The organism is Nonomuraea lactucae, assembly GCF_003313395.1.
Lineage (GTDB): Bacteria > Actinomycetota > Actinomycetes > Streptosporangiales > Streptosporangiaceae > Nonomuraea > Nonomuraea lactucae.
The window spans coordinates 1-25,388 of the sequence record NZ_QNFZ01001065.1 but is presented as its reverse complement, the minus strand read 5'-3'; the positions used below and the strand labels follow the sequence as shown (position 1 = coordinate 25,388).

The 25,388-nt window shown below is 66.0% G+C and carries 33 protein-coding genes and 1 tRNA gene; 9 read left to right on the top strand and 25 right to left on the bottom strand.

Annotation, left to right across the window (positions count from 1 at the left end; genetic code table 11):
• Window positions 1–96: 96 nt before the first annotated feature.
• The 7 genes from DQW85_RS42795 to DQW85_RS45350 are packed head-to-tail and all read right to left on the bottom strand — an operon-like array spanning window position 97 to window position 4,647.
• Window positions 97–327, bottom strand: a complete 231-nt coding sequence (locus tag DQW85_RS42795) for a hypothetical protein (RefSeq protein WP_113705455.1) — start codon at window positions 325–327, stop codon at window positions 97–99.
• Entirely contained in the window at window positions 327–1,802 is a 1,476-nt protein-coding gene (locus tag DQW85_RS42790) for a hypothetical protein (RefSeq protein ID WP_113705454.1), read from the bottom strand. Before DQW85_RS42790 ends, DQW85_RS42795 begins: the two co-directional genes overlap by 1 nt.
• Window positions 1,799–2,752 (bottom strand): YqaJ viral recombinase family nuclease, encoded by a 954-nt coding sequence (locus DQW85_RS42785; RefSeq protein ID WP_113705453.1) that lies wholly within the window; start codon window positions 2,750–2,752, stop codon window positions 1,799–1,801. The genes DQW85_RS42790 and DQW85_RS42785 overlap by 4 nt, the downstream gene beginning before the upstream one ends.
• Window positions 2,752–3,138, bottom strand: a complete 387-nt coding sequence (locus tag DQW85_RS42780) for a hypothetical protein (RefSeq protein WP_113705452.1) — start codon at window positions 3,136–3,138, stop codon at window positions 2,752–2,754. The genes DQW85_RS42785 and DQW85_RS42780 overlap by 1 nt, the downstream gene beginning before the upstream one ends.
• Window positions 3,138–3,335 (bottom strand): hypothetical protein, encoded by a 198-nt coding sequence (locus DQW85_RS42775; protein WP_113705451.1) that lies wholly within the window; start codon window positions 3,333–3,335, stop codon window positions 3,138–3,140. The genes DQW85_RS42780 and DQW85_RS42775 overlap by 1 nt, the downstream gene beginning before the upstream one ends.
• Entirely contained in the window at window positions 3,332–4,315 is a 984-nt protein-coding gene (locus DQW85_RS42770) for a hypothetical protein (RefSeq protein WP_113705450.1), read from the bottom strand. The genes DQW85_RS42775 and DQW85_RS42770 overlap by 4 nt, the downstream gene beginning before the upstream one ends.
• Window positions 4,312–4,647, bottom strand: a complete 336-nt coding sequence (locus DQW85_RS45350; RefSeq protein ID WP_162795848.1) for a hypothetical protein — start codon at window positions 4,645–4,647, stop codon at window positions 4,312–4,314. The genes DQW85_RS42770 and DQW85_RS45350 overlap by 4 nt, the downstream gene beginning before the upstream one ends.
• A gap of 258 nt (window positions 4,648–4,905) precedes the next feature.
• Here DQW85_RS45350 and DQW85_RS42765 point away from each other — a divergent pair, with 258 nt between their 5' ends.
• Window positions 4,906–5,400 (top strand): hypothetical protein, encoded by a 495-nt coding sequence (locus DQW85_RS42765; protein ID WP_113705449.1) that lies wholly within the window; start codon window positions 4,906–4,908, stop codon window positions 5,398–5,400.
• A 21-nt stretch (window positions 5,401–5,421) separates the two neighbouring features.
• Here the strand turns inward: DQW85_RS42765 and DQW85_RS42760 are convergent, their stop codons facing one another.
• The 7 genes from DQW85_RS42760 to DQW85_RS42735 all read right to left on the bottom strand — a co-directional run bounded on the left by DQW85_RS42760 (window position 5,422) and on the right by DQW85_RS42735 (window position 9,762).
• On the bottom strand, window positions 5,422–6,366 hold the full coding sequence (locus DQW85_RS42760) for a helix-turn-helix transcriptional regulator (RefSeq protein ID WP_113705448.1): 945 nt from the start codon (window positions 6,364–6,366) through the stop codon (window positions 5,422–5,424).
• A gap of 11 nt (window positions 6,367–6,377) precedes the next feature.
• Window positions 6,378–6,686 carry a hypothetical protein gene (locus tag DQW85_RS45345; RefSeq protein ID WP_162795847.1) on the bottom strand — a complete coding sequence of 103 codons (309 nt, stop codon included), beginning with the start codon at window positions 6,684–6,686 and terminating at the stop codon, window positions 6,378–6,380.
• On the bottom strand, window positions 6,683–6,898 hold the full coding sequence (locus tag DQW85_RS45340; protein WP_162795846.1) for a hypothetical protein: 216 nt from the start codon (window positions 6,896–6,898) through the stop codon (window positions 6,683–6,685). The genes DQW85_RS45345 and DQW85_RS45340 overlap by 4 nt, the downstream gene beginning before the upstream one ends.
• Window positions 6,899–7,382: 484 nt before the next feature.
• The gene (locus tag DQW85_RS42750) at window positions 7,383–7,592 is read right to left on the bottom strand and encodes a DUF397 domain-containing protein (protein ID WP_113705474.1); all 210 of its coding nucleotides are present in this window, start codon (window positions 7,590–7,592) and stop codon (window positions 7,383–7,385) included.
• Window positions 7,593–7,600: 8 nt separating this feature from the next.
• Window positions 7,601–8,512, bottom strand: a complete 912-nt coding sequence (locus DQW85_RS42745) for a helix-turn-helix domain-containing protein (RefSeq protein WP_162795845.1) — start codon at window positions 8,510–8,512, stop codon at window positions 7,601–7,603.
• An 11-nt stretch (window positions 8,513–8,523) separates the two neighbouring features.
• Window positions 8,524–9,258, bottom strand: coding sequence for a winged helix-turn-helix domain-containing protein (locus DQW85_RS42740; protein WP_113705445.1), 735 nt, complete (start codon window positions 9,256–9,258; stop codon window positions 8,524–8,526).
• Between the two features lie 36 nt (window positions 9,259–9,294).
• Complete coding sequence (locus tag DQW85_RS42735) at window positions 9,295–9,762, bottom strand: GntR family transcriptional regulator (protein WP_240197792.1); 468 nt, start codon at window positions 9,760–9,762, stop codon at window positions 9,295–9,297.
• A gap of 630 nt (window positions 9,763–10,392) precedes the next feature.
• Between DQW85_RS42735 and DQW85_RS45335 the strand changes: the two genes are divergently transcribed.
• From DQW85_RS45335 to DQW85_RS42720, 4 genes are all read left to right on the top strand, one after another.
• Window positions 10,393–10,569, top strand: a complete 177-nt coding sequence (locus DQW85_RS45335) for a hypothetical protein (protein WP_162795844.1) — start codon at window positions 10,393–10,395, stop codon at window positions 10,567–10,569.
• Window positions 10,570–10,975: 406 nt separating this feature from the next.
• On the top strand, window positions 10,976–11,629 hold the full coding sequence (locus tag DQW85_RS42730) for a hypothetical protein (RefSeq protein WP_162795843.1): 654 nt from the start codon (window positions 10,976–10,978) through the stop codon (window positions 11,627–11,629).
• Between the two features lie 25 nt (window positions 11,630–11,654).
• Complete coding sequence (locus DQW85_RS42725) at window positions 11,655–12,749, top strand: helix-turn-helix domain-containing protein (protein WP_113705443.1); 1,095 nt, start codon at window positions 11,655–11,657, stop codon at window positions 12,747–12,749.
• A 242-nt stretch (window positions 12,750–12,991) separates the two neighbouring features.
• Entirely contained in the window at window positions 12,992–13,510 is a 519-nt protein-coding gene (locus DQW85_RS42720; protein ID WP_113705442.1) for a hypothetical protein, read from the top strand.
• A gap of 107 nt (window positions 13,511–13,617) precedes the next feature.
• Here DQW85_RS42720 and DQW85_RS42715 read toward each other — a convergent pair whose 3' ends face one another.
• Window positions 13,618–14,313, bottom strand: a complete 696-nt coding sequence (locus tag DQW85_RS42715) for a hypothetical protein (RefSeq protein ID WP_113705441.1) — start codon at window positions 14,311–14,313, stop codon at window positions 13,618–13,620.
• Window positions 14,314–14,658: 345 nt separating this feature from the next.
• Window positions 14,659–14,967, bottom strand: coding sequence for an HU family DNA-binding protein (locus tag DQW85_RS42710; protein ID WP_113705440.1), 309 nt, complete (start codon window positions 14,965–14,967; stop codon window positions 14,659–14,661).
• A 643-nt stretch (window positions 14,968–15,610) separates the two neighbouring features.
• On the opposite strand from DQW85_RS42710, the gene DQW85_RS42705 reads away from it, so the two are divergent.
• Together DQW85_RS42705 and DQW85_RS45330 are read left to right on the top strand one after the other, a co-directional pair.
• The gene (locus tag DQW85_RS42705) at window positions 15,611–16,852 is read left to right on the top strand and encodes a chymotrypsin family serine protease (RefSeq protein WP_162795842.1); all 1,242 of its coding nucleotides are present in this window, start codon (window positions 15,611–15,613) and stop codon (window positions 16,850–16,852) included.
• Between the two features lie 92 nt (window positions 16,853–16,944).
• Window positions 16,945–17,451 carry a hypothetical protein gene (locus DQW85_RS45330; RefSeq protein WP_162795841.1) on the top strand — a complete coding sequence of 169 codons (507 nt, stop codon included), beginning with the start codon at window positions 16,945–16,947 and terminating at the stop codon, window positions 17,449–17,451.
• Window positions 17,452–17,561: 110 nt separating this feature from the next.
• Here the strand turns inward: DQW85_RS45330 and DQW85_RS42700 are convergent, their stop codons facing one another.
• The 9 genes from DQW85_RS42700 to DQW85_RS42660 form a co-directional block, all read right to left on the bottom strand.
• On the bottom strand, window positions 17,562–18,806 hold the full coding sequence (locus DQW85_RS42700) for a hypothetical protein (protein WP_113705438.1): 1,245 nt from the start codon (window positions 18,804–18,806) through the stop codon (window positions 17,562–17,564).
• Between the two features lie 265 nt (window positions 18,807–19,071).
• Window positions 19,072–19,362: a hypothetical protein gene (locus DQW85_RS42695; protein WP_113705437.1), complete on the bottom strand. Its 291-nt coding sequence runs from the start codon at window positions 19,360–19,362 to the stop codon at window positions 19,072–19,074.
• A 190-nt stretch (window positions 19,363–19,552) separates the two neighbouring features.
• On the bottom strand, window positions 19,553–19,765 hold the full coding sequence (locus DQW85_RS42690; protein ID WP_113705436.1) for a hypothetical protein: 213 nt from the start codon (window positions 19,763–19,765) through the stop codon (window positions 19,553–19,555).
• A 185-nt stretch (window positions 19,766–19,950) separates the two neighbouring features.
• On the bottom strand, window positions 19,951–20,442 hold the full coding sequence (locus tag DQW85_RS42685) for a hypothetical protein (RefSeq protein ID WP_113705435.1): 492 nt from the start codon (window positions 20,440–20,442) through the stop codon (window positions 19,951–19,953).
• Window positions 20,426–20,578: a hypothetical protein gene (locus DQW85_RS45325; protein WP_162795840.1), complete on the bottom strand. Its 153-nt coding sequence runs from the start codon at window positions 20,576–20,578 to the stop codon at window positions 20,426–20,428. Before DQW85_RS45325 ends, DQW85_RS42685 begins: the two co-directional genes overlap by 17 nt.
• A 107-nt stretch (window positions 20,579–20,685) precedes the next feature.
• Complete coding sequence (locus DQW85_RS42680) at window positions 20,686–21,234, bottom strand: hypothetical protein (RefSeq protein ID WP_113705434.1); 549 nt, start codon at window positions 21,232–21,234, stop codon at window positions 20,686–20,688.
• Between the two features lie 56 nt (window positions 21,235–21,290).
• Window positions 21,291–22,190, bottom strand: coding sequence for a hypothetical protein (locus DQW85_RS42675; RefSeq protein WP_113705433.1), 900 nt, complete (start codon window positions 22,188–22,190; stop codon window positions 21,291–21,293).
• 589 nt (window positions 22,191–22,779) lie between these two features.
• The gene (locus DQW85_RS42665; RefSeq protein WP_162795839.1) at window positions 22,780–24,024 is read right to left on the bottom strand and encodes a helix-turn-helix domain-containing protein; all 1,245 of its coding nucleotides are present in this window, start codon (window positions 24,022–24,024) and stop codon (window positions 22,780–22,782) included.
• A 94-nt stretch (window positions 24,025–24,118) separates the two neighbouring features.
• A tRNA-Arg gene (locus DQW85_RS42660) sits at window positions 24,119–24,192 on the bottom strand.
• Window positions 24,193–24,333: 141 nt separating this feature from the next.
• On the opposite strand from DQW85_RS42660, the gene DQW85_RS42655 reads away from it, so the two are divergent.
• Together DQW85_RS42655 and DQW85_RS42650 are read left to right on the top strand one after the other, a co-directional pair.
• Window positions 24,334–25,116, top strand: a complete 783-nt coding sequence (locus DQW85_RS42655) for a phosphotransferase (protein ID WP_113705430.1) — start codon at window positions 24,334–24,336, stop codon at window positions 25,114–25,116.
• Between the two features lie 72 nt (window positions 25,117–25,188).
• Window positions 25,189–25,388 (top strand): cobalamin biosynthesis protein (locus tag DQW85_RS42650; protein WP_338043459.1); only part of this gene is annotated, 200 nt, incomplete at its 3' end.

The following is a 25,388-nucleotide window of genomic DNA, read 5'->3' as shown; positions in this document are numbered from 1 at the left end:
GCGGCGGACCATCCGGCAGCCGGTGCGCTTGCACGCGGCAACCTCGTCGGTCTGGTTGTCCTCGGTCCAGGCGTGGGTCGCGTGTCCGGCCAGCTCCTAGCGCATTACGCGAAGCATGTGGTCCCGCTCCCACCGAAGCTCGTGGATGTCCTCGGCCAGTTCGGCCTCGCGGCAGTCGCCCGCGGTCCGGTGGTCCCAGCAGGTCACGTAGCGCGGGTCGAGGGTGTTCTTCGGCAACGGCCGTACGAGCGGTACCTCGATTCGGTCGCAGAAGGTCGGTTCCCGGAACGTCACCACGTGGCGGATGGCGATCTCCGTGGAGGCCATCAGAAGCCGCCGCTCTGCTGCTCTACCTGGCCCGCCTGGTCCGCCTGGCCCTTCGTCTGAGCCTGGTTCGCCTTCTTGGCGGCGTCGATCATCGTGTCCCAGGTCGGCCGGGGCGTCTCGGTGTCAAGCGCCTGCTCCAGCAGATCGGACACCGTCTCCACCTCGTCGAACGCGAGGTCGTCCGCCTTCATGACCGTCCGGCCGAGCAGGTCCGAGATGTCACGGAAGCGGTCCTCGGCGTTGGTGATGCCGAGCCGGTTGAACGACTCGTTGATCAGCTTGTACAGGCCGGACCGCCGCTTAGCCCGTTCGACCTGGAGCCGCTTCAGCTCGGCGAGGGCACGCTGCGCCTGGTCGCGAGTCAGGTTCTTCGTCGAGCCCTCGACTTTGACACCCAGGAACTTCGACAGCCAGGCGAACCGGGCCTCGTCATTCAGCTTCGTGGAGCCCCTTCCGGTGTGCGGGGTGATCCCTAGCTCCATCATGAGGATGCCGAGGTCGCGCAGGTCCTTGGGGTCGGCGGGCTCGTCCTCGACGATGTCGGCCTCGACCGGATCCTCCTTGTCGACGGCCGCGGACTGCTCGCCGGCTGGGGCCGGGGCGGCCGGTTCGCTGGCGGGCGCGCTGTTGTTCTGCGCCTCGTCGGGGGCGTCCTGCTGGGCGGGCAGGTTCACGCCCCGGTTGAGGGCATTGATCACCTGGTCAGCCTGCGCGGCGGTGAGGTCGTGGGCCGAGTTGAACTCGTGGTCGGGGAACATTTCCCTGATGTAGCCGAGCTTGTCCTTCACGCCCTTGGCGTCCATCAGGTCGGCCAGGTCCTTCAGCTTCTTGCTGTTGGCCATGACCACGCCGGCCGCCTCCTGGGCAGCCGCGGCGGCCTCCCGGACTGACGCGCCCGCCTGCACCGTGGCGCCGGTGACGACGTACGAGCCGTCCTCGTTCATCTGCGCGCCGAGCTCCTCGGGCACGTACGTGAAGCCGAGCAGCGCTTCCTTGCACGCGTCCCGGGCGCACTCGCCCACGCTGCGCGCCTTCAGCATCTGCTCGGTGTACTTGCCGTAGTTCTCGTTCTGCTTGACCAGCCCGGCCCGGGCAGCCCGCTGCATGGTCCATTCGGAGCGGAACTCGAAGTCGGAGTCGTCGGCACGGATGATTGTGGTGACGGCCTTGACGGGGTTGCCCTGCTCGTCGTGGTCCACCCACGTGCGCAGCTTGTGACCGGCACGGCGCACCAGTGCCGACATCAGGCCCGCCGATGCGGTCGGCTTGCCCTTGATGACATGGACCTCGACGATGGCGACCATCGGCTCGATGTTGAGCGCGATGCCCCACTCGATCGCGTACAGGACGTTCGACGGCTGGCGCCGGTAGGCGTCCGGCAGAAGTCCCGCCTTGGCCAGTTCCTCGGAGTAGCGGACGCGGTCGGGAACCGGCCAGGTCGCGATGGCGGGCAGGTTGGGGGTAGTTGACGTCATGCTGCGGCTCCTTGCAGCTCGGGAAACGTGGGAAGGTCGGTTTCGACGACCAGGTGCGGGGCGCCGCCCTGCTTGGACTGGCGGCGTGCGACCTTCATCCGGCCGTAGCGGGCGTGGGCGGTGGTGCCCATCGCCTCCAGCAGCTCGGCACGGACCTGCATCGCGTCCTTCTTGGCCGCTGACGCTGCGGCGGCTGCTTGCTTCTCCTTCGCGAGGACGGGGAACCATCGAGCGGCCTGTTCGTCGGAGATGTCGTAGATGGTGTTCGGCTCGATGAGCGGGTGCCGCTTGTGGAGGGCCTTGACGGTCGCCTTGTGGCCGTCCACAGGCGGCATCTCGTCCCACGCGATCGACAGTTGAAATTCCTCGGCCTGCCTGCGCATCCACTCGGCGTCGGCCTCGTCGGGGAGGATGATGTACTCGCGGAACTCCAGGCCGCGGCCGATGAGCACGGCGACTCGCCACTCGGGCAGGCCGAGCACGTCCATATACCAGCGGACCTGAGTGAGGTAGTAGAACGGGATCTCTGCGGTGCCCGAGGAACCCCACTCGCGGCCGTCGGCGTCGGTCTTGAGCTCCAGCCCGCAGACCACACGCCCGTCCTGGACGAGCAACCGGTCAGGGTTGCAGAGCTGCCAATCCCGGTCCGGGTCGACGTGCACGTACGTCCCGGCCTCGACGACCTCGTACTCCGGGTGCTCGTACGCGAACCAGTTGGCCACGCTGGGCTCCAGGATGTGGCCGCGGGTCTGGTCGCCGGTCTGCGGGTCGGGCTCGATGAGCCCGGCCTTCTCGCACCACAGGCTGTACTTGGACTGCCACTTCGATAGGCCGACTATCGCAGCGACGTCGGATCCGCCGATGCGGTGCCGACGCGCTGCGTGCCACTCGGGGCTTCCGGAGACCCACCGGCCGATGAAACAGCCGGTGGGTGTCGTGAGTGTGGTCATCAGAACGGCGGTTCAGCTTCGTCGCGGTAGACCAGCCGCCACGGGCCATTTGTCAGGAGCAGCTCGTCGACTCCGCTAGCGGGATAGCTGCCTCGGACGCTGAACAGGGTCACCTTGTTCTCGTCTATGGGACAGACGCCGAACCACTTCACGCCGTGCCCGTCCTCCCACACATCGCCCCTGCAGGGCGGCCAGGTGTGCGGAGTCAGAGCCTCGATCTTGAGGTGGTCGGACGACAGAGGGAGCGGGCCCACGTTCAGGCGGCCGTCCTGATCCCAGAAGCCCAGGTGAAGGAATCTGCCGCGCGACGTCGTGGAAACCGCCTCGGCGTAGCAGTCGAGGATGGTGACCTTCAGCCGGTCGCCCTTCTTGATCTCTCCCTGCATCAGTTCAGGTCTTTCTGCTCGCGGTGGTAGAGCCACTCATCGAAGGGGGTCATGGCCTGCTCAGCCGGGTTGGCGGGGTCGCGCCACGGCGGCCGGTGCCGCGTCCGGAACACCGGGTCGCTCGGGTGGTCCGCAGAGATCGCGCGGAGCATGCCTGCTATCTCATCGTCGACCGGGAACGGGAACAGCCGCTTCACGCGGTCACCTCTCCGGCGGCCCACTCGCGGAGGACGCGGCGCGGGGAGTCGGCGAAGCCCCGCGCAACGCGGATCAGGCGATCGACCGCGTCCGGCGTGGTGGTTAGCGGCAGGCTGAGCGCGATGCAGTTGATGCGGTGGACCGCCTTCGCCAGCGGCGAGATGAACAGCGCAACCAGCCCGCGGTCTTGGCTCCAGATCTCGATCATGCTGCCGCTGTAGCCGGCGGCCTTGTACCGGTAGACGCGGTAGAGGCCGTGCGCCGAGCTCTCCCACAGGTGCGGGTGCCGCTGGACGAGGCCGTCGAGGTGGCGGATGACCGTCTCGGTGTCGCTGCCGAGCGCGATGTGGGCTTCGGCGAAGGGCACCCGGTCGGCCGGCTTGCGGACACCGGTGAGAACCTCGAACGTGTTGGTGACGTCGCTGTTGTGCTTGTCGTGGACGGCGATGTCCCATACCCGGTGGTCGTCGCCGGACGGGAGTGCGGCCCGGTGCCCGAGGTTCTTGCCGAGCCTCCGGTCGAAGAGGCTGCGGGTGATGTCCAGCCGGGTCCGCTGCCCCCACTTCGTCATCCAGGTGACGGTGTAGGTGGGCGCGATCTCACGAACGGAGATGGCGATGGTGCCGCCCGTCTGCGGGTAGACGTGGCCGTCGCCCTGCTCCAGGTCGATTTCGACCTTGCACGGCAGCTCTTTGTACAGGGCCAGGAAGGTGGTCAGCTTGTCGGCCAGGTCGGTGGCGCTGGCGGCAGCCAGGGCGACCGGGTTGTCCAGGATGGCGATCGTGACTAGATAGACGGGGTTGTTCTCGATCTGCTCGGTGACCGAGTTGATGAGCCGGTCGGCTTCGGCGGTGTCGTCGATCAGCGCTTGAATCAGCCGGTGGCGAGAGAGGACTCCGATGCCGCAGAGCCGGTGTTCGGCGGCGTCCATGGCCAGGTGGGCGATGCGCTGCTCACGGGTGAAGGTGATGACAGTCAACGGTTCTCCTTTTCGTCAGCGGTACCGCTAACGGGATTGGCGTTGGCAAAGACAGCGAAGACGCGGACGCACTTGCTCCCGTCGTGTTCGGTGACGGTTCGGGTGCTGGCGCGAAATGGTCCCGAGAGGTCGTCGAACCCCAATCGACCGTTGTTGACGGCGTTGCGGAGGCGTGCAGCCTCCGCGCTGCCGCTGGCGATCTCGGCGGGAAACTCCGCGATGATCGCTATCTCACCCGGTTTGGCACGGAGCTGATCGGCGATGCGTGAGAGGTCTGGGGCGCCGTGGCGTGGCGCTGGCTTTGTCCAGACGACTTCATCGAAGACAGGCATTGAGCTCCGTTCGTGCTGGTGATGGTGCGTTCACGCGACTAAATGATCTTGTCGGTACATCTCGCGACACGACGACAATATCGCTCGCTGATGCATATGTCTATCTAAGTTGCAACAGTTGTAACTTATCCTTCGCGTGACATCGCTGTCGCGTATCGTGATCGACTTTTCGCGCACTCTGGGCGACGCGACATGCATGTTGATACTGTTGCAACGCCACGCCACAACGCCAACGCCACAACGCCGAAGGGGCCCCCTGTGCCCAGCATTGCCCCCGGCGTCGCCGTCATCATCCGGCGACGCAAGCGAACCGACACGCTCCAGCGCGAGCTGTCCGTCCGAGCCGCCGTCCGCCGATTCAACGACGTCGCCCCATACACAATCAGCGACATGAAGTGGGGCCGCATCGAGGGCGGCAAGGTCGAGACCATCTCCGACATCGACCTCGCCTGGATGGCCTACGTCGTCGGCGCCACCAGCGACGAGCTGGCCGAGGACGGCGCGCCCGAGGCCGCCGAGCTACTGCGCGACATCATCGCCAAGCGCAGCCAAGAAGACGGGCTGGCCGGCCTCGACCTGTCTCTGACGCCGGAGACGGTGCAGCGCGAGCTCCAGGAGCGGCTGCAAGAGATTCGTGCTCTGCCCGGCGCCACCGACGACGAGCGGGAGCGAATGAAGACGTTCCTTCTCCAGCAGATGGACTTGCTGCTGAAGTCGACCAAGCAGCAGATCGATATGCTGCGCGCCCGCTGACCACCCGCTCCCGTGGGGTGGTCAGAGCATCCACTCTCGCGCCGCATGCGAAATCAGGGCCGCTCGAGACGTCACGCCGGCCCGCTCACGCAGTTCGGTCAACCGTCGCCCCACCGTGCGGACATGAACGTCCAGCAGCCGCGCGATCGACTCGTTGGTCGCGCCGCCGATCAGCAGTTGCAGGATCTGCCGGTCTTCCGCACTGAGTTCGGTGCTGAAGCGGCTGGAATCCGCGCTGAGGGGCGTGGCCATCGCCCAGCACTGCTCGAACACCATGGTGTGGGCGATGATCTCGTTGCCGCCCTGGATGAGGTGTGTGGACAGCTTGTCCGGATGGTCACGCGGGTAGGCTGGCACGAGCGCCCGTTCCCCGTCCGCGATGATCAGCTTGTACGGCAGATTGACCGCGATCCGGCTCTCGCTGTTCGGCAGCAGCAGCGCATTGCGGATGCCGTCCAACGCCTTGTCGTCGTCCACAACAGTCTGCTCGATGATGACCCGCCGCCGGGGGATTCGGAGCGTTCCAGCACTGTCGCGCCGTGCCCGATCATCGGGAGCGTGGACTTCCCCCAGTCGGCTGTACGGCGCGGTGATGAACTTCATCAGCTCCCGCTCGGCGTTGAGCTCCAGGTCGTCCATCGCCTCCTTTAGCTGCGTGCGCGACGTCAGCAGCGCGACCGGGCCGCGGGCGGCCGGCCTGGAGGCGCGGTCGTAGAGTTCCTGGAGTTCGCCGACGCGGGCGCGGGTCGCGAACAGCTCCGCCTCGTGGGCGCGGATATGTCCCTGGAAGATCTGATCGGGCCGGCGCGCGTCGGGCGGGTTCCCGACGACATAGCCGAGGGCCCGCAGCCGCTCGACCGCTTCGACGACTTCCTCGCCGAGTTCCAAGCGTCGCTGGAGGAGCACAATGGGGGTTTCGCCGTGCTCCGCAAGCTGCCGGTAGACGCGCTCGTCCAGTCTGCTCATCCTAAGTAGGTTCACGATCTTCGTCCTACGTCTTGTCGTTCTTCCATGTTGAAGGCGACATGCATTCTGTAGCGGGCGTGATCAGCCCCCAGACGATACGCAGACCGCTCAGCTCGGGCATACAAGACTGCCGCGAGCAATCGTGTTCCGGCGTGGATGGGGATACCGAGCCACACGAGTACGAGCAGCACAGTAACGCCGGTGAGCGGTGCCGTCGTGGTCAGCAGGATCGCCACCGACGCGATGAGGCCGACGATGACGGTGGCCGCGTCTGCGAGCGATCGTCTGGGGAGCATGGTCGTCACCGCGTTGCTGGTCACCAGCCGCCGTGGTCGCCCTGCGGAGATGCGGGGTCGCTGGAAGCAGTCGGCTTGGGGGTGTGGGTGCTGTCGCTGACCTGGGCCGCTTCGGAGGTGGTCGGCGTCGGGTTGGGGTCGTCCTGGGCGGACGCGCCCGCGGTGTGGCTGCTCACCGCGAGGATCGCCGCTGCGCATATGAGCCCGATCTTCCGGGGGTGGGGGTGGAACGTCATGATCACTCCTTGTGTCTAGCGGGAATATGTTGACTACCGGGCAAACGCCTGCCGCGAGCCAGGAGTGATATGTGTAAAGGTTTTTGTCATGGCATGTCTAGAGTTTCGGTTTGGCCGGACTATGACATGCCATGTGTCGGACAACCCGCAAGGGATCAAGCCGTAACGATCTCGCATCACCCGAGGTTCATGGCATATCGCGAGAATCCCGAGCGCGTATATCGTTGGCGTCGAACCGGAATTCGGCCGCCGAACTCAGAGGGGGGTGCGATGGATCGAAAGGGCCGCGTCTTGACGGTAGCGGTCATCCACGCCGCCGGAATTGTCCTATTTCTGGTCAATTTCGCTGACACAAACCGCCCGATGCTGTCACTGATCGTGGCCGCAATGATGACGCTCGCCGCAGCGGGCTCTGCCTACGCTGTCTGGCGGCCAGTCCCCCGGCCGCGACTCGAGCAGGCGTACCTACGCGGCTACGACAGCGTCACGCCTCTACACCGCTGACGTGCCACTCCGGCAGGTCGAACACTCGCCGCCGGCGGACACCGTTGACGAAGTCCCGCCACTCCGCCGACGTGAAAACTAGGACTGGCCCCTCACGGTCGCGGCTGTTGCGGACCCGCACACCGCCGTCAGCGGCGCGGGCTACCTCGACGCAGCCGCCCGACTCGGACGCCGTCACCCAGATCTCCATCAGCACTATCAGCTCCTTGCGATGTCCGAAATGAGCTGGGCGGATTCGTCGGGCGACAGCGCCATATCGCTCAGACGTCCGAACACCCGCCCACTGTCCTCCACCCGCTGCTCGTCGCGGTCGATTATGCCGCCACCACCCGACTCTACGAACAGTGCATCCCCCATACTCGGGAGGCTGAGCAGCACGAACCCACCGGACATGCCCGGATGGGCGCCGACGGAATTCGGCAGGACCTGCACAGTGATGTGCGGCATCAACGCCTCCTGAGCGAGCCGGTCGAGCTGGCCGCGCAGCACTTCGGGGCCACCGATCGGCTGCCGCAGCGCTCCTTCGGCAACGATCGCATGCACCTGTGCCGGTGTAGGGCAGCGGGTGATCCACTGCCGGGCGAGCCGGGCACGGACCTTGAGGGCCACCACCGACGGGTCGTCGTCGAAGCGGAGCGCAGTGAGAACGGCCCACGCGTACTCTTCTGTCTGCAGAAGACCGGGGACGAGCACCGGGTGCCAGTAGCGGATTAGCTCGGCTTCGGTCTCGTACGCGACGTACTCGACGAGGCCGCCCAAGCCGCGCCGATGCTCGGCCCAGTACGGAGTAATGCGGGCGGTGGTCACTAGGCGAAGGCACTCCTGCCGCCTGTCCGGCTCCGCGCCGTACAGGTTGAGCAGCGTGTGCACGTCACCCGCGGTGGCGTACCGGTTCTGGCCGCGTTCCAGCCGCGACAACGCCGAGGAGGTGATGCCGGTCCGTTCGGCGACCTGCTGACCGGTCAGTCCGGCTTGCTCGCGTAACCCTTGCAGGGTCTGCCCGAGTTGCAGTAACCGGATCGGGGGGCTGATCCGCTCGGGCACTGACGTGTCGGCCATGCCGGGATTCTCCCGGCCTTGATCAGGCTGGAGGGCGACAATGTCCGACACGTGATCTTTCCTCATGCGCGTGCCGTGGACGTCGGCTGCGGCCACCTATCCCGTGGGGCTACGAACGTGCCGCGGTGAGGCACGGTGTAGGCCCAGCCTTGCTCGCGCAGCAGTGCCGCTGCGGCCCGCACTGTCAGCTTCGACACCGCGTACTGCCGCTCCAGCTCCGCTTCGGACGGCAGCATCTCGTCCGGCCCGAACTCCCCCGCCTGAATGCGCTCGGCCACCGCGGCCGCCACCCTCTCCGTCAGCGTGGGCGGCCGCCGGCGCGGCGCGCTCCTGGGGCCGACGAACCGCCCCTCGCGGCCGCGCGAGTAGATCAGCCCTTCCTCGCGCAGGGTCCGAAGACTTGAGCGGATGAGCGCGGACGACACCCCGTAGGTGTCGATCAGCTCACTTTCGCGCGGGAGCTGATCTCCCGGCTTCAAGCGGCCGGACGTGATCTGCTCGCGGATGTCGGCAACGAGCCGCTGCGAGGCGGGCATCGGTGGCTTCGCCTTGGCACGCCGGTCGGCGACGAACGTGCCGACGCAGGGCACTGTCACGACCGTGCCCTGCTCACGAAGCTGTCGCAGCGCGGAGCGCACAGCAGACCGGCCGACGCCGTACTCAGCTTGCATCTCGGGCTCAGTCGGCAACTGTTCGCCCGGCTTCCATCGCTGCGTCTTGATACCGTCGCTGACCGCCGCAGCGACGCGCCGGCCCGGAGTGTCCGCGCTCGCGCTGTCCTCACGAGGGTCGATCACGCACCCACGGTACCGCGATCATGCACGGGAGTAGACCTATTGAGAAGGAGTTCGGGGGTACGTGCCACGCCCTGCGACGGTGTAGACAATGCCGCGCTCTCGCAGCAGAGCCAGTGCCCGCCGTACCGTGCCCTTGGCGACGTCGTACTGCTGGGCAAGCTGGGTCTCGGACGGCAGCGGCATGTCGTGCTCGAAGTCGCCGGCCTCGACTTTCGCCGCCAGGTCGTTGGAGATCGTCTGGAACACCCAGCCTGAGCGCACCTCACGCGGCGCCTTCTCCGGGCCGACAAACGAGCCTTCACCCCTGATCGTGTAGATGACGCCTGCCGCGCGCAGCTCCCGAATCGCGTTCCTGGCGGTGATCCGCGCAACGCCAAACTCCGACATCAGATCGGCCTCGGACGGCATGAGCGCGCCTGGCTGCAGCTCACCTTCGTCGATCTGCTTGCGCAGCACGTCGGCGAGCTGACGGTAGAGCGGCACGGGCCCGCGAGGATTGAGCACGCCCGAACGCTAGATGTGCCAGTACATGCTTCCATCAGCGACTACATGCCTTTGTATGATATAGAACAATCTCTATACCGATTGGAACAGCCCCTATTACTGTGAGCGTATGCAACGCACGGCCTCGCGAACTCCTGCTGCATACGAATCACCCGATTCACGGCTACCTGGTCCGAAGCCGGGTTACACCGTCATCCCCTACGTGATCGCCTACTCCAACGAACTGGTGACCGATCCAATCGGGTTCGAGCCGTACGCGGGCAAGCTGCGCCTGGCTTACCAGGACTCCAAGCCCAGCGACTGGGTCAAAGCCCCATCGGCGAAGGCTTGGGAACGCGGCATCCTGCGCGCCAGAATCCGCGAGCTACGCCACAACCCGGCCCGTCGCGGCCCAGAACGCATACGGACGTTGCATGTGCATCGGCAGTGGCTATGCATGGACAAGCTGCTGTGCCAGGTATGCGCCCGTCCTGCGACCGACACTCGAACTGACCTTGTCCCTTGGCTGCTACCGGAGACCGCTTTCGAACGCACCGGCCTGAAGACCGGACGCACCCACGCGCCGCCGACGTGCTGGGACTGCATCCCCAAGGCGATGGAGGAATGGCTCCAGGGGTCAGCCTCTGCACCGTGGCAGGAGTCAGACCGGCCGGGGTTCTGGCCCACCTGTACCGCCCCGGTGTCCTTCGCACTCTCGTGTCGACTACGCGCAACGTGTTCGTCGCTGACTACCAGCACCACCGCTTCGCGCTGGCCACGCCCCAGGTGGTCGAGCTGCAAGGCATGAGATCAGTGACATCGCCCTAGACAGCCTGGCTCCCGGGTGTGTTGCCGCCATAGTCCCTCGGGAGCCGGGCACAAGCAGGAGGCCCCCAACCGGTCAGTGACCCGACTGGGGCCCCCTCGCGCGATACATGCAGATTCGATCGCGGCAGCAATCTACCTCAGCGGCTTCGCTCAGCGGCGCGTTGATCGAGGACGTGCGGGGGAGCGTCGAGAAGAGCGCAGCAACGGTGCGGCTCAGTTACGGCACGCAGGCCGATCGTCTTGCACGTGACGGAGAGCACGACCCCTCATGAGAGAGGCCAGGGCTTCATTGCGTTGCATGATCAATAACCCGCTCTATATCTGGCCCACGACACTCGCGGGATCTTCTTGTTTTTCCACCTCGAATGAGGGAGGATTTCGCGAAGCCGAGACGTGAGAGGTGCCTGTGCAACAGGTTGTCTTCAAAGAACAAGCAGCAGTGAACCGGCTTGGCCAACTGGGGCTGACGGCCGACGACATCCACGCCAGTCTCGAGGCCGGCCAGGGTGAAGCAAAATCATGGTCTGAGGCGGCGCCGCTCGTGATGCCAGGAATGGCGAGGTGGGGGCGCACCAATGAGCACTTCCGCATCCGCATGAGCCGCCACGAGTGGACGTACGACAACCCGAGCGGGCTGCCAGTGACGATCCACCCGGGTGGCGAGTTCGCGATCGTCGCTACCACCGGCGACCGGCAGACGGGCAGCGAGACCGGGGAAGCGCCAACCACCAGGTACGCCAAGGGCACGACCTACCACAAGGTAGTAGAGGACAACGAGCAACTGGCGTTGTTCGTGGTCAATGCTGAGATCGGGCGCAAGCTGCGCGCTGCGACCAAGAAGGCGCCCCGGGCGACCTGGATCCTGCTGTACTACGTCGGGCTGGACAGCATCGCGGTAGAGCTGTCCCTCCCGGCCTCGATGACGAGGAACGGTTACGTGGACCGCTGGCGGGAACGGATCCTCATACCGCCGTATCTCCTCGAGAACGTGCCGACCAGCGCAGACCAGTCCGGCGACGACGACGGCCAGAGCTTCGACGTGGCCGTAGAGCGCCGCTGACGCCCGGTAGGGTGCAAGGCGCACCATGAACAAGCACTCATTCACACCATCAAGGCTGAAACTGGCCCGCAAGCGCCGGGGGATGACCCTGGTCAAGCTTGAGCAGGTCAGCGGCATCAGCACCCGCACCCTGTCCGACTACGAGAACGGAAGAGAACAACTCACTACTGCCGCTCTTGAGACTCTGGCCAGGGCACTAGAGATGCCAGTCGCATTCTTGACGGCCGAAGAGATCGAAGAAATCCCGCTGGAAGCGGTAAGCTTCCGGGCGCCGAGTAAGCTCACGGCTGGTCAGCGCGACACCGCCCTCGCCGCAGCCCGCATGGCCATCATGGTCAACGAGTGGATGGAAGAGCGGTTTCGCCTGCCCGCCCCGGACGTCCCCAGCTTGCCAGGACGAGATCCGGAGTGGGCCGCCGAGCGGGTGCGCGCACTGTGGAACCTCGGTGTCGCTCCGATCGGCAACATGGTGCATCTCCTTGAGATGCACGGTGTTCGCGTGTTCTCCCTGGCCGAGGAATGCCTGGAAGTCGACGCCTTTTCCTTTTACTGGAAGGGCACACCGTACGTGATCCTCAACACGAGGAAATCAGGTGAGCGAGGCCGCTTCGACGGCGCGCACGAGCTGGCGCACCTAGTTTTGCATCCCCAGCACGAGATCCCGCATGGCAGGGAGGCCGAGCAGCAGGCTCAGCAGTTCGCGTCGGCCCTCCTTATGCCGGCCACAGCGGTGCTCGCCAAGCGACTCAACAACGCCACTGTCGACCGGGTTCTAGCGGCAAAATCCGTCTGGAAGGTCTCGGCCATGGCGCTGACCTACCGTCTCCACGAGCTCAACCTGGTGACGGAGTGGGGCTACCGAGCATTGTCGACGAACCTGTCCCGGATGGGGTATCGCCGAGAAGAGCCGGGGGGGATCAAGCGGGAGTCTTCCCAACTCATGACCAAGGTGTTTGCGGCGCTGCGGGCGGAAGGCGTCTCGCACACGCAGATAGCGGATGCTCTACACATCACCGCAGAGGAAATGAATAAGCATGTGTTCGGGCTTACTCCGACGCCGCTGAGGGGCGGTGCTCAGACGACGGCACCTGTCTCCCCGTCACTGCGCCTGGTGAGATAGAGAACCGACCTACGCAGGGAAACGCCCCACTTCATTCGAAGGCGGGGCGTTTCTCGGGTTGTACGTACACCTTCACAATCTGGACGACCGGAGCGGAGTGGATCCTTCAGCGGCCGCGCCGCGGGCCCGATGCCGTCCCGGACGCGTACTTGACGTTCTTACAGCATGCGACAAACGCGCCACGAAGCAATACTGTGACATCAGCACCAGCCAACCAACGCCACGTCCCGGAAGCACACGCCATGCCCCGCAAGAAACCGGAACCTTCGCAAGTCGAGTTCCACGAGGCCAATCGTTCGGAAAATCCGTCAGCGGCACCGCTGACGCCGCGACGCACCGCCGCGCCCACCCGCGGCCGCGTGGCAACGTGGACCACTCTCCACAACACCGGCACCCGCCTGGACGACGCCACGAACTCCCGCATGACGAAGGCTCACGATCGCACAGGCAGGGGCGTCAGGGACATCTGGGAAGAAGCCATCAACGCCTACTGCGACACGCTCGGCATCCCGCAGGAGATGCCCGAGGACGCCGAACTGAAGATCCCAGCTCCCAAGAAGAACAACATGAGCGGCGGCAAGCTGATCATGGTGCGGCTGACCAGGAACACGCGGGCGCGTCTCGTCGAGGGTTGTCTGCGGGAAGACCTGGGCGGCCGGCCGTTCATCTCTGATGTGCTGAATGCCTACTTCGACGACTTGGGAATCCCGCGACCGAAGGAGCCTCAGGAGCCCGGGGTATCATCTCCCCCATCTCTGTGATGAGAGATCGAGAGGCCGCACCCGCTCGCCAGGAGCGGCCTCTGCGTGCTCACCGATCCCGCCATCTCCCGGATGTCACAATATCGCCGCTAACAGCAGCGCGCTTCTCACGTCGCAGGAGGGTCAGGCAGTCGGCGAAATTCCAGCCGGTCGAGCTGGTCGCTGAATCCTTCGATCAGTCGGCTCACGCAGCCTGTCCGGATCGTCCGGTATCCCTTCGCATTCCAGGCCACCATGTCGTCGCCGATGAGCGCTCGGGCCCGGTCGTCGAGGTCCCACCACATACGGCCATTGGTGACCTTGACAAGGATGTGGGTCGGGTGGTGCTCGCCCTTGCCGTCCAGGAATCGGCGCATCTTCCCCTTCTTCCAAGCGGCATACGGAGGCTTCACCTTCACTCCCGCCATGGCGAGCAGGGCATCGAGGGGCGTCGAGGGAGCCTTAACGTCGTCTTCTGAAGGCTCGGCGTTAAGGCCAGGCGGTGGCTCCTCCAGCTCGTAGCCGATGATCGTGGCGTTCGCGTCCATCGCAACGAGCAATGCCGCAAGGTCTCGTCCCGCTGAATGGGTCAGGTTGACCACGAGGATCGGCGTGCAGGCACGGGGATTCCACATCGAATGCGGACCAGTGCGGCTGCCGATGATGACGGCGAGGCGTCCCGGCTCCAAGCGCTGCACGTAGCCGCTGGCAGCCTCTGGAGCGAACTGATGGTTGTAGACCTCGGCGGTGGCGATGACTGGCCGGCCGTCCTTGATCCACAGGCGGCCGTGGTCCCAGTTGCCGTAGTCGTCATCCTGGCACATCCTCCGGCAGTGATCACTGCGTCCACTGCCGTAGCCACTAACGCCGTAGCTAACCTGGCAGCACCGCTTCCCGAACAACGAGCACAGACAGACGGTGCATTTGGATCGCTTCACCCCAAGCCTGTCCGCCCAGGCAGCGTAGGCGGCCTCAACGCGCCTTGCCTGGGCCCTTCCTTCAGCGATGGAGTCCATCGTCCCCTCCCTTGAAATGGGGCGCGTAGCCGTACGCTACGGCTCGCGCAGCAAGCGTGTCTGGTGCTTGTCGTGGTTCTGCGGCGGCGTAGTAAGACACGACGCGGGCCGCACCCATGATGGGTGCGACCCCCTTGGCGAAGTAGATGAGAGCTAAGCCTGGCGCGCAGCCACTTGCCGCTTGAACTCCGTGCCAGGCCGGAACTTGACGACCCACTTGGCCTCGACGGGCACCCGCTCGCCTGTCTGCGGGTTGCGGGCGTCACGCCCCGCCTGCTTAATGGGCTCGAACTTGCCCCACCCAGTGATCTTCACCGTGTTCCCGTCCGCGACCTGCTCCTGGATGTAGTCGAGCACGCCGCTCACATACCGCTCGGCAATCCGACGGCTGGGCGCTCCAGCCCGGTCGATGACGGCGTAGATGATGTCGCTCTTCGTCTTGATGTTCTTCCCGGTGTCCATGGATTCTCCCCTGATCGTTGTTGCTGATCGGCAGCGTAGATGGTCGTTAGCGTTGCCGCTAACGGAGTTGGTCAAGCAGTGAATCTTGAACAGCTGTGGGCGTCACCTCCTACTTCGACAGTTGGGGCGGGGACGCCACGTCGAGGCCACCTCCGGGTGCGCACCATCCAGTGCAGCCCGCTTGCATGCCTCGTCGATCGCGATGCGATAGTTCTGCGCAACGATGAGGTCCACTACGGTTTGAGGTCTGGCTGGTCACGAACACGGCCTCCGTGTTGTAGACGCTCAAACGGCTCGCCAGGACACCTCCGCGTTTCGATGAAATCGACCGGTGGCGTTACCAGATCACAGAGTCATCTCGGCCGCCTACTGGTCTCTTGCACGGGTCGTCTCAGACCTTGATGATGATCAAGACATCCTGTCAAGATCGTGCGGAGGTTCGATGCATTTACCGGCCAGGGGCAAAATACTTATCACGGTCGCACTCGCATCACTGGTCACATCTACCCTCGCTGCTCCATCCCAAGCGTCGGCCACAGCCACGGACGACGACCCAACGATTGTCGTGCTCCCCCGGGGTTCACAGTCTGTCCCGCAGCGCCCCACGCTGGAGGCGATCAAACGCACCGCCAAGCAGCGGAACATGACTCTCGCTGACGCGATCGACGCCCATGTGGCTCACGCAGTAGCTACGAATCCGAGCGTCACCGCGCGAGCCAAGGAAGACGGAGTGGATCCAGCGGTCGTAGAGCCCGAAATGAAGATCGACGATCTATGGGTGAGTGAGTTGACCGACCTGAAGGTCGCCGCCGAAGGCAACAAGATCACCCTTGAAGAGGCTATCGAAACGATCGCCTGGCAACCGCGCCTGAACGAAGTCGGCGCCAAGCTCGAAGTGCGTTACCCCGCTGAGCTCTCCGGCCTCGCCGTCCTCGATGATGGACGCAGAGCGCAAATCGGGTTCAAGGGCGAGATTCCCGCCGACGCGATAGAGCTGGCCAAAACGCTGCCGGTAACCGTCGAACTGGTGGGCAGCAAGGGATTCTCGGAAAAAGACCTGGAGCAGGCGCGGGATGCAGCATTTGCCCAGGTGAGTGCGCGACGCGACCTCGTGGAGACCCTCTCCGGCGGCTACGACACTGACACCGGCGTCGTCACGATCACTGTCAAGCCTCGCGGCATGCCTAGGGACGCTACCGGGCAGCGGGCCGTATCGGCACAGTTGCAGCCAGCGCAACCAGCCAACAAGAAGATCAGTGTTCGCCTGCGCCTTACCGAGAACGACCTCGTCACTCCGCAAGACAGCTATATGAGGGGCGGCGGCCTTCTCGGCGGCTGCACAACTGGGTTCAACATTATCAACCAAAACCAACCCAACGACCCCGACCAGCGCAGAACGACAACTGCCCAGCACTGCGGCACAGGCGGCGCACTCTACGCCAACCATAACGTGCATCTAGGCAAGACGCTGAGTGACTACGCCAGTGGTTCCTCGAGCTATGACGTCGCATCGTGGACTCGCGGCGATTTCGTTTTGACGAGGACGTTCTACTACGACTGGAACAACGCGCGGTACGCCTACTACGTCGGGACTAGCCCAGCCAAAGGCCAGAACATATGCGCCTTCGGCATGTCCACGCGCGTAGCGAAGTGCGCAAATATTTCCCAGATCGGCCTATCATACCCGGACGCGCGTGGGCTCATTGTCATGGACCGCCAAATCAGCATTGCGGGTGATAGTGGAGGCCCGTGGTACAAGGGAAATACTGCCTGGGGGATAACCATGGGCCTGTGCGGTGCCAACTCGTGCTTCACTCCCGCCTATCTCATTCCCTCTGCCCTCGGCGCGGCCTGGAAGGTGTGGACGGCTCCGCCAGGGACCTAAGATGGCGCCACAGTTGCACTAGAGATCAACGTGCACGCGCGTCCGGAAGCTTCGAGCCAGGCTCCGGACGCGCGTCCGCCCGAGGAGGGGACGTGAAGGAGCAGATCCATACGAGCTTACTGCGCGCGACTCTGGCCGCCGTCATTGCCGTCACAGCCGGATGCACTGGCACGTCCGGCGGACCGCAGCCCGATCACACAACCGTCGAAGGTCAGGACCGCATAACCGTTGAAGGGCAAGACCCGCGGATCCTCCTCCATGACGGGTCCGGCCCTGCGATGCAAGCGCTCCTCACGGGCGAACTGACCTACAGCGCATCAACCAAATGCCTCACCGTCAGGCGGGCACAGCAGGCGGAACGTCCGGTGGTTCTCCTATGGCCGCCAGGGACACGTCCCGTTAGCCAAGAAGACAAGCGCGGCGTGCGCCTGCCCGACAACGGCTCTCCTCTTTTGGAAGGAGCCGCAGTAAGGATCGTGGGAGGATTCGTTGATTGGAAAGCGCATCCGCCTGCTGGTTTGAAAGTCCCTGACGCCTGTGTCGCCGATCCCGCCAGTGCTGACATCTTCGAGGTGAGCCCGGTTGACCCGGTGGGGTAATCCGGACGGGATCGTGAGAATGGTCAGCGCGACCAAACCGTCATCGCGTGCCAGGGTCGTTTGACGGCGCGGGCGGCGTCGTCGCACCACTTGCACTTCTTCAGCGCCAGTCACTGCTCGGCCAGGGCACGGTTCTCGGCGACGCGCTGCTCGGCCCCGGCCCGCTGGCTCGCAAGGCGGGCCTCCTGCTCGGCCAGTCGGTTGACCTCCTCTTGGGCCTCACGCGCGCGCCGCCTGGCCCGGCGGCGCGCCCCTTCCTTGTCCAGCTCGTCGGCCTCCGGAAGGGCGTGGTAGTGCTCCAAGAGCTGCCGGACGATCTGGCCCATCTGCTGAGCGGTCGTCTCCGGGACGCGGGCTCGGCCCGCACGCCAGGGGCTGAAGTAGTCCCAGCTCGTGGTGGGGTAGATGATGCTGGTGGACGCAAACTCCACCCCGTTTAGGATCGGGGCGTGCGGGCCGGCCACAGTGCGGGAGCTGTCCCAGGTGTGGGCGTGGGACAGCTCCCACGCGCGGGTCACGTTGTCGCCATACTGGACCTGGAGGGCGGGCTCGCCCTCTCGGGCCAACTCGTAGGGGCCGATCCAGATGACGCCAAGCCCGGCGATGGCGTAGCGGACGCCCGGCCGGCTCATGTCCACGGTGTGCACGAATCGATACCTGCGAGTCTTCGGCTTGCGCCCCTGGGCGGCGCCCTTTGTCAGCGTGACTGTGCCCCAGGTGACGCCGTCGCTGTACTCGCCCAGCGGGTCATCGCCGAGCGCGGCGAGTACGCTGGCATCGAACCCTCCAATCTGCTTGAGCACCTTGCGCAGCGCCTCGGTCACGTCTTCCCGGGACGGGATGCGGCCGTCCTGCGGCTGCATCACCGGGCACGTGTCGGGGCAGAGCTGGCCCTCCCCCGTGTCGCAGAACGGGCACGGTCCGTTCTTCGGCACGGTGGCGGAGGCGGGGAACACCTCCTCGACCGGCCAGAACTTGTACGACTCTTCGACGGTCTCGGCCTCGCCGGTCTTCGGGCTCTCCACCTCCTTGGTGTGCTTCCGCTCCACCTTGGGAGCCATGATCCAGATGGCGGCCTCGGGCTCCGCGATGGCGCGGCCGTAGCCGCCCCAGAAGAAGCGCGGCTGCACGTGCGTGGCCTTGGGGTTCTGGCCGAAGATCCGCATGGCGTTGCGGATGGAGTAGACGTCCATGCGCGCACAGAACAGCCTGAACCCGTCGATCACCTCGGGGTTGGCGGCCATCGCCGCGGCGACCTGAACTTCGATGCTCTTCGCGGTGGCACGTCCAGCGTCCTTCCGGGCCTGCCATGCGGCGAGTTCTTCAGGGGTCATGCGGTCATCGGTGCTGGTCATCGCGCGGATGTCCTTTCTCAGGTGATACGCGAAGTGGCTTGAGCCTTCGGCAGGCTCAAGCCACTTCGTCAGCGGTACTGATTACGGAATTTCTCCTGTTAAGGGATGGGGGTAGGTGGCCCGAGCTTGGCAGGTAAGCGTCCACCGTCTTGTCGCCGCCGGCGACGAGCTAGTGAGGCATCCTCGATCGCCCAGCCCCAGGGGTTACCTGGTTGATGCGTGCCCGGATATTTCGGGCGCCCTCCATCCGGCGTTCCCTGTCCGGCTATCCGGCAGGGTGCCACGTGACGGAGATCCGTAGCGCTCGCCCCTTCCACTTGGACACGTACAGAACGCCGAACCATGGGATGCCGGGCTTGTCCAGAGTCAGGTCCCACGCGGTCCCGTGCAGGGCGTCAGGCACCTTGACGGTGAAACCGGACAGCCGCAGCTTGTCGATGATCTGCTGGGCGGCCCGGTTCGGGCGGAACCCTGACATGGTCGCCGCGACGTCATCCTCGGCCGCCAGGGCGGCGTGATCCTCCAAGCCGTACGGCAGATCGTGATCCACCATCATGGGGTGCTCCCTTCGAGCAGGTTGGGGGTGAAACTAGGGATGTCGGTGGCGTCAGCCGCGCACAGCCGGTACCGGTGTCCGTCAATGATCACCACGGCGGCCACGCACGGGTCATTGCAGCCGACCGCCATGCACGGCCCATGTTCGTACGCCCGCGGCCGATCCCAGGTGATTCCGTCGTCTGGCCCGGTCACAGGCCCGGGTCGGCGTCGGAGAACACCTCGTAGTCGTCTCCGCCGTCGACGCGGTGGCTGAACACGACGCCGTGCAGGCAAATACCCATCTCGTCGCAGGCGGCGTACAGGGCGTCGCCAGCGGCGCCCAGCTCGACCTGTTCCAGGTCGGCGTCGCGTCGGGCCGTCTCGATCGCCTCCTCCTCGGCGCCGAAGTCGTCATCGAACATGTGTTGCACCTCCTGGTGCGTTACTGTGGGAAACCTCTGGTTCTTCATTGGCGTGTGGAACTGGCTGGTGATAGGTGGCCGGACCCATGTGGCGTGGGTCCGGCCTTCGCCGTCAGACGTGGGGACGTCAGCTCGCGGGCGTCGATGACGATCTCTGCGCAGCCACCGCACCAGCAGTCCCCCCGCTAGGCGAGGTTCTCCTCACCGTTGGTGTAGGTCTCGTTGGCGAGCAGTTCGCCGGTCTCGGTGCAGGGATGGAACCCGCCAGTCTCGGCGATGTTGCCGCAGCCGCAGATGAACGAGTGGTCGGGCCGGAGGAACGCCTGACCGGGCAGCGGGACCAGGTCGTGGCCTGGCACAGGAGTCGGGGTGACGATCTTCAAAGGCTGACCTTCTGGCCAGGGAAGCGGAAGCACCCGCACGCTGTAGTGGTTGCTGCGGTCGATCCACACGCCCGCGGGCAGACATAGCTCGGGCGCCTCAGGGCCGTACTCGAGCGCACCCCCGAAGGAGACGACGTACGTCCAGCCGTCCGGCCCGCACTCCCAGGCGATGATGCGGCCGGCCTCGCCGTCCCAGTCGGCGTCCATGAGCTGTGGCCCGTAGTCGGGCTGAGCGTCGAACAGATCCGCGATCCGGTCGCGGACCTGCTCGGCCAGCTCACTGGCCCACCCCATGGCAGGCGAAGAGTGCGTCGGCCATAGTGCATTCGCCGTCGAGATCGGCGTGCACGATCGCCGCGCTCACCTGCTCCCGGGTCCAGCCGATGCCGCACAGCAGCTTGACGAGGGCTTCGTACAGGTCCCCGTACACCCCGTCCTGCTGGCAGATGAAGCGTTCATCGCTGTGGTTGGCGGCACGGAGCGCGTCCAGGATTTAGTCGGCCAGCCCGGTACGCCTGGCGGCCGTCGTCGCGCCGCTCACAGCTGACCGTCCATCTCTTCGACGGCCTGGTGGATGCCGGTGCCGGTGCCGGTGCCGGTGGTGAGCGCGTGGTCGATGGCCTCCTGGGCCAGCTTCACGCCGACAGACTGGGTGCGCAGCAGCGACACCAGCGCAACCTTCAGGTCCGAGTACGTGCGGCTGAGGTGCTCCCCGGCTTCCACGCGCAGCGCGGCCGCCTTGCGCAGTCCGTCGAGCAGGTGATCGGCCAGCTTGATCGGGCAGAGCCGCTCGTCGCCGGGTTCATCGAAGCTTGCGGCCACGGAGCGGATGCACTCGTCGTGGTGCTCGGGACGCAGGTCGTCGAACTCGACGTCGGGGTGGTAGCCGTCGAGCATGTCGTAGATGTGCGCGGCGTAGTCGCGGACGCTGTCGCGGGTGTTGCGGTAGAAGCCATCGGACCAGGGGCCGGGCTGGTGCGCGGTGTCCGTCCACGCGATGGCGTCGAGGGCCTTGGTGATGGTGCCGCCGCGGGCGGCCAGGCAGGCTTTGGTGACCTGAACGGTGCCGGGGATCTGGTCAAGCATCGTGATTCCTTCCGGGTAAGGCGCAGCCTCGCCGGTGGGCGGGGCTGCGCATTCTGTTATCGGTACCGCTTACGGAATCGGCTAGGCGGCAAGGTGGGCGAGCAGCGCCGTGCTCTCCTCGGCGGTGAGGTCGTCGTACGTGAGCCCGTCGAGGTCGTGGCAGTGTTCGCTTTGACCCAGCCCTGCGCCCGCTCGATTACCTCATTGAAGGCGACGTGGAGGGCGTGGTCGCGGGAACCCGGGGCCTGAGGGGCGGGCGCGGAGGCGTCCGGCCAGATCAGCTTCGCGGCTCGCGTGGAGATGATGCGTCCGCTCTTTACGGTGGCGGTCGCCCGCCCGTCCCGCTCATACAGGTGGCCATTGAACAGGCCACCCTCTACGGCGCGGCTGATGTGGCCGTCGATGCCGACCCAGTCGAGCCCGGGATATGTCGGCTCGTGGGCACCCTCGTCGAAGACCCTGCCCAGGACCTCCCGCGCCTTGTCGCGGCAGGCTCCGAACGGGATGAAGGGGTGATGTGTGTCGAGCGCGGATGTGATGGACCAGGCGATGGCGTCGAGCACGTCCTCCTTGTCGGCGTCGGCGGCGCTGGCGTCGGCCGCAATGTCGGCCGGCCCGGAGATGACGCCGGGATGGACGCGCGACAACTCGTCAGTGAAGCCCGTGTTCGGCAGCCACAGGTGAGCCTCGTCGTGGTCACATCCGAACACGTGGCGGCCCAGGTCGATAGCGAACTCGTCTCCCTCGACCTTCGCGGCGGTGTCGATGAACAGGGTCGCGAGCTCGTGCCGGTCGAGGGTGACGCCGGGGAAGGCGATACGGATGGAGGGACGCCCCTCGGCCGGGATGGTGGAGTGGATGGCGTGGGCGGAGATGCCCTGCATGGCGTCGAGGATGCGGTTGAGGGCCTGCCGGTCGATCGGGCGGGCCTGGTCGGTCTCCGTGGTGCGGCTCATGCCGTTCTTCCTTCGTGTTTCGGCTGGTCAGAACGTGTTCGATCTTGGTTGATGCTGTGACGATGCTAGCAGAATCAGCACACGTTCGTATACCTATCTAATAGGAGTTGTCACATGTGCATGTCCGTGCAGTTCAGGTGCAGTGAAGTCGCTTCTGAGACGCTAAGGACATCTCGTGTACCGCTAAGGCCGATGACGGTCTGAAAGTCCGTCAGCGTGGACCATGACACGCCTTATGCGCGTTTCGTAGCGAGCGTCCCGCATCGAGGTCTTTACTCTGCAGATTCGCCACTTTGTCGCGATGCCCGTTCCGCCCGAGCACGCACCCTGGCCTGGGCCAATGCAACCTCACGCCTGCGCTCCTCCGCATCGGCACTGCCCTCGGCCTGCTGCGCTACCGGCTAACGCTGGACGGACGCCTGCTCAATCGCCTCAGCCGCTGCGACGTCCGCCAACCTCCACCGACCCGGATCCCGCGCTGCCTCCCGCCGGCGAGCCCGCTCCCGTTCACGCTCGCGCATCACAGCAGCGGCCCGGGGCGATGTCTGCCGAAGCACCGCGCGAAGCATCTCCAGTCCCTCCGCCTGGTTCACCGCCGCCTCCTCGCCAGCGCCGCCGCGATCTCCGCCTCGCGCTCCGCTCGACGCCGCTCCAACTCCGCACGCGCCGCCCGGAACGCCTCGTTCGGATCGGACCGCTGAGCCGGATCCGCCAAGGGCGGCGGCGCCAGCGCTTGCGCACGGCTCGCCCGCGATTCCTCCACCAACCCGACGCCGGTGGCGTCCGCCGCCGACAGGCTCTCACGCCTGCGCTTCTCCTGCTCAGCACGCTGCCTATCGGCGGCGGACGATAGGCGCTGCGACCGCGACGGAAGCACCTGGCCGTCCTCGTCCACCCAGGCCGCGAGCCGATGCCGCACCCAGCCCGGGATATGCCGCAGTTCGTCCGCCGACGACCACGTGTATGTCCACGCGCTGCCGTCCGCCCGGACGTCGAGCGCGTGCAGCACGTCGGCGACGGTCCAGCCAGCGACGAGGAAGGGCTTTAGCAACCATCGCAGGTACCAGGCCGTCATCCGGCGCAGGGTCGTGGACTCCTGCCGGAGCCGTTCGCATGCCTTGAGCTTGTCTCGTTTGGTCCCTGGCGATTGGTGAAGGCCCCATGTCGGCGAGATGCGTGGGGTTCGGCGGGCACGGCGGGGGGCCTCGCGCGTGCGCGTGGGATCTTCCTTGTCTCTCTTAGGGAGAGACAAGGAAGGGGGTTCACTTACGCGTTTTACCTGGTCAGACGAGGCGTCTCCGGGTGGAACAGGCGTGATGCCGCGAGGGATGCACAGCACCCAGAGGGCCGCGCGGTTTCCCAGGCCGTCGTCTTCCAGGCCCGCGCTCGTGCCCTTCCGAAAGCGGACGGTCGTGCCCTGCTCGACGACGCCGAGCCAGCCGTGCTCACGCAGCCAGCGGACCCAGCGCTTCACGGACGCCTTGGACAGGCCGGTCCGCTCGCAGATCCCGGCGATCGTCGGCCGGGAGCACATGGTGTTCCAGTCGGCTGCCCAGGCGATCACCTGCGCGACGCGGAGCAGGTTGCCGTACCCGTCGTAGCGGAGGCCCAGCACCTCGGGGTCTTCACGCAGAGCGCGCAGGAACGCCTGTTGATCGGAGGCGCGGCGCATGCCGCGCGGCACAGACGCCAGGATGAGTGCCTTCGACGGCGCCACGGCCAGAACGGGTGCGTCCGACACGCGAGCAGCGGAGGCCGTCACCGCGGCACCCCCGCCATGAAGGCGGCCGGGGACGGCAAAACCAATCCGCGTATAGTCCGCGAACGGCGGCACACGAGGGCCACGACCGGCACACGGTGGCACACGCCAGAAGTTGAGCGGCTGGCGTTCCCGCAGGTCAGACCATGATTTTTCCTGGCCAGAGAAGCGCGCCCTGCAGGATTCGAACCTGCGACCGTCGGATTAGAAGTCCGGTGCTCTATCCAGCTGAGCTAAGGGCGCTCCCGCCTTATTGTGCATGATCTGACGACGTGTCACGCACACGATTTCACCGTGTCAGGGCGTGGGCGTGCCTCACAAGGCGGCGATCAGCGGGGAAAAGGCCAGGCGGGAAGCGTGCATGTGGGGCTAAGCTCTCGTGGCATGGTCGCGACGCTCCTCCACGAGGTCCCGCTGCGGGGTGGGGACGTGACAGACGGGGTGGTGCGCGTCGGTGACACCGTACGCAGGCCCGTCGGCCCGTTCACGCCCGCCGTGCACGCCCTGCTCCGGCATCTCGAGGCCGTGGGTTTCGCGGGAGCGCCGCGGGTCGTGGGGATGGACGGGCTGGGGCGTGAGGTGCTCACCTACATTCCGGGTACGACCGGGCTGCGGGCGGCGACCGTCACGGATGAGGCGCTGGCCGGGCTGGCCGGGCTGCTGCGGAGGTTTCATGACGCGACCTCCGGCTTTCCGCTGGACCGGGGCGGCTGGCAGGGCGGGTCGAACGACGACGCGCCGCCGGAGGTCATCGGGCATTGCGATTTGACCCCGGATAACGTGATTTTTCGGGACCGAACGCCGCATGCGATGATCGACTTTGATCTGGCACGGCCGACGACACGGTTGTTCGACATCGTGACCACGCTCCGCCACTGGGCCCCCATCGCCGACCCCGTGGACTGCGACCCGCTCCAGCAAGGGCTGGACGTGGGGGCGCGGCTGCGGCTGTTCTGCGACGCGTACGGCGTGCCGCCCCGCGACCGCCGCCGGCTCCTCGAACTGGCCAGGATCCGCTTCCACCGGTCCTACGCGGAGATGCGCGACCGGGCGGCCACCGGGGGCGGCTGGGCGCGGATGTGGGCCGACGGGGCGGGCGAGCGCATCCGGCGGGCCGGGGCGTGGCTGGACACCCACGAGGACGCGCTCCGCGCCCACCTGGTATGACTTCCCCTGATGTTCTCTTCGGGTAGTTCTCGTTCTGGACGGGCGCCCCGGTCTCACCGGTCACGCGCGGCGGTGACGACGGACCTGCGGTCGCGGGCGGTGGGCATCGCGGTGGGCGTGGTGCTCGACGCGCTGATCGCCGATCCGCGCGCCGGTCACCCGGTCGCGCTGTTCGGGCGGGCCGCGACGGCGATCGAGCGCCGCCTGTACGGCGACGCGCGCCCCAACGGCGTCCTGCACGTCGCGGTCTGCGTGGGCGGCGCCGCCGGGCT

Coding starts and splice junctions, on each gene's coding strand:
- DQW85_RS42785 (WP_113705453.1), bottom strand. CDS start 2,752: ATGACCACACTCACGACACCCACCGGCTGTTTCATCGGCCGGTGGGTC.
- DQW85_RS42760 (WP_113705448.1), bottom strand. CDS start 6,366: ATGAGCAGACTGGACGAGCGCGTCTACCGGCAGCTTGCGGAGCACGGC.
- DQW85_RS42680 (WP_113705434.1), bottom strand. CDS start 21,234: ATGCTTGACCAGATCCCCGGCACCGTTCAGGTCACCAAAGCCTGCCTG.
- DQW85_RS42710 (WP_113705440.1), bottom strand. CDS start 14,967: ATGGACACCGGGAAGAACATCAAGACGAAGAGCGACATCATCTACGCC.
- DQW85_RS42780 (WP_113705452.1), bottom strand. CDS start 3,138: ATGCAGGGAGAGATCAAGAAGGGCGACCGGCTGAAGGTCACCATCCTC.
- DQW85_RS42695 (WP_113705437.1), bottom strand. CDS start 19,362: ATGATGGTGGATCACGATCTGCCGTACGGCTTGGAGGATCACGCCGCC.
- DQW85_RS42725 (WP_113705443.1), top strand. CDS start 11,655: ATGAACAAGCACTCATTCACACCATCAAGGCTGAAACTGGCCCGCAAG.
- DQW85_RS42675 (WP_113705433.1), bottom strand. CDS start 22,190: ATGAGCCGCACCACGGAGACCGACCAGGCCCGCCCGATCGACCGGCAG.
- DQW85_RS42685 (WP_113705435.1), bottom strand. CDS start 20,442: ATGGGGTGGGCCAGTGAGCTGGCCGAGCAGGTCCGCGACCGGATCGCG.
- DQW85_RS42690 (WP_113705436.1), bottom strand. CDS start 19,765: ATGTTCGATGACGACTTCGGCGCCGAGGAGGAGGCGATCGAGACGGCC.
- DQW85_RS42715 (WP_113705441.1), bottom strand. CDS start 14,313: ATGTGCCAGGATGACGACTACGGCAACTGGGACCACGGCCGCCTGTGG.
- DQW85_RS42795 (WP_113705455.1), bottom strand. CDS start 327: ATGGCCTCCACGGAGATCGCCATCCGCCACGTGGTGACGTTCCGGGAA.
- DQW85_RS45340 (WP_162795846.1), bottom strand. CDS start 6,898: ATGACGTTCCACCCCCACCCCCGGAAGATCGGGCTCATATGCGCAGCG.
- DQW85_RS42720 (WP_113705442.1), top strand. CDS start 12,992: ATGCCCCGCAAGAAACCGGAACCTTCGCAAGTCGAGTTCCACGAGGCC.
- DQW85_RS42655 (WP_113705430.1), top strand. CDS start 24,334: ATGGTCGCGACGCTCCTCCACGAGGTCCCGCTGCGGGGTGGGGACGTG.
- DQW85_RS45350 (WP_162795848.1), bottom strand. CDS start 4,647: ATGCCTGTCTTCGATGAAGTCGTCTGGACAAAGCCAGCGCCACGCCAC.
- DQW85_RS42705 (WP_162795842.1), top strand. CDS start 15,611: ATGACTCTCGCTGACGCGATCGACGCCCATGTGGCTCACGCAGTAGCT.
- DQW85_RS42790 (WP_113705454.1), bottom strand. CDS start 1,802: ATGACGTCAACTACCCCCAACCTGCCCGCCATCGCGACCTGGCCGGTT.
- DQW85_RS42700 (WP_113705438.1), bottom strand. CDS start 18,806: ATGACCAGCACCGATGACCGCATGACCCCTGAAGAACTCGCCGCATGG.
- DQW85_RS42750 (WP_113705474.1), bottom strand. CDS start 7,592: ATGGAGATCTGGGTGACGGCGTCCGAGTCGGGCGGCTGCGTCGAGGTA.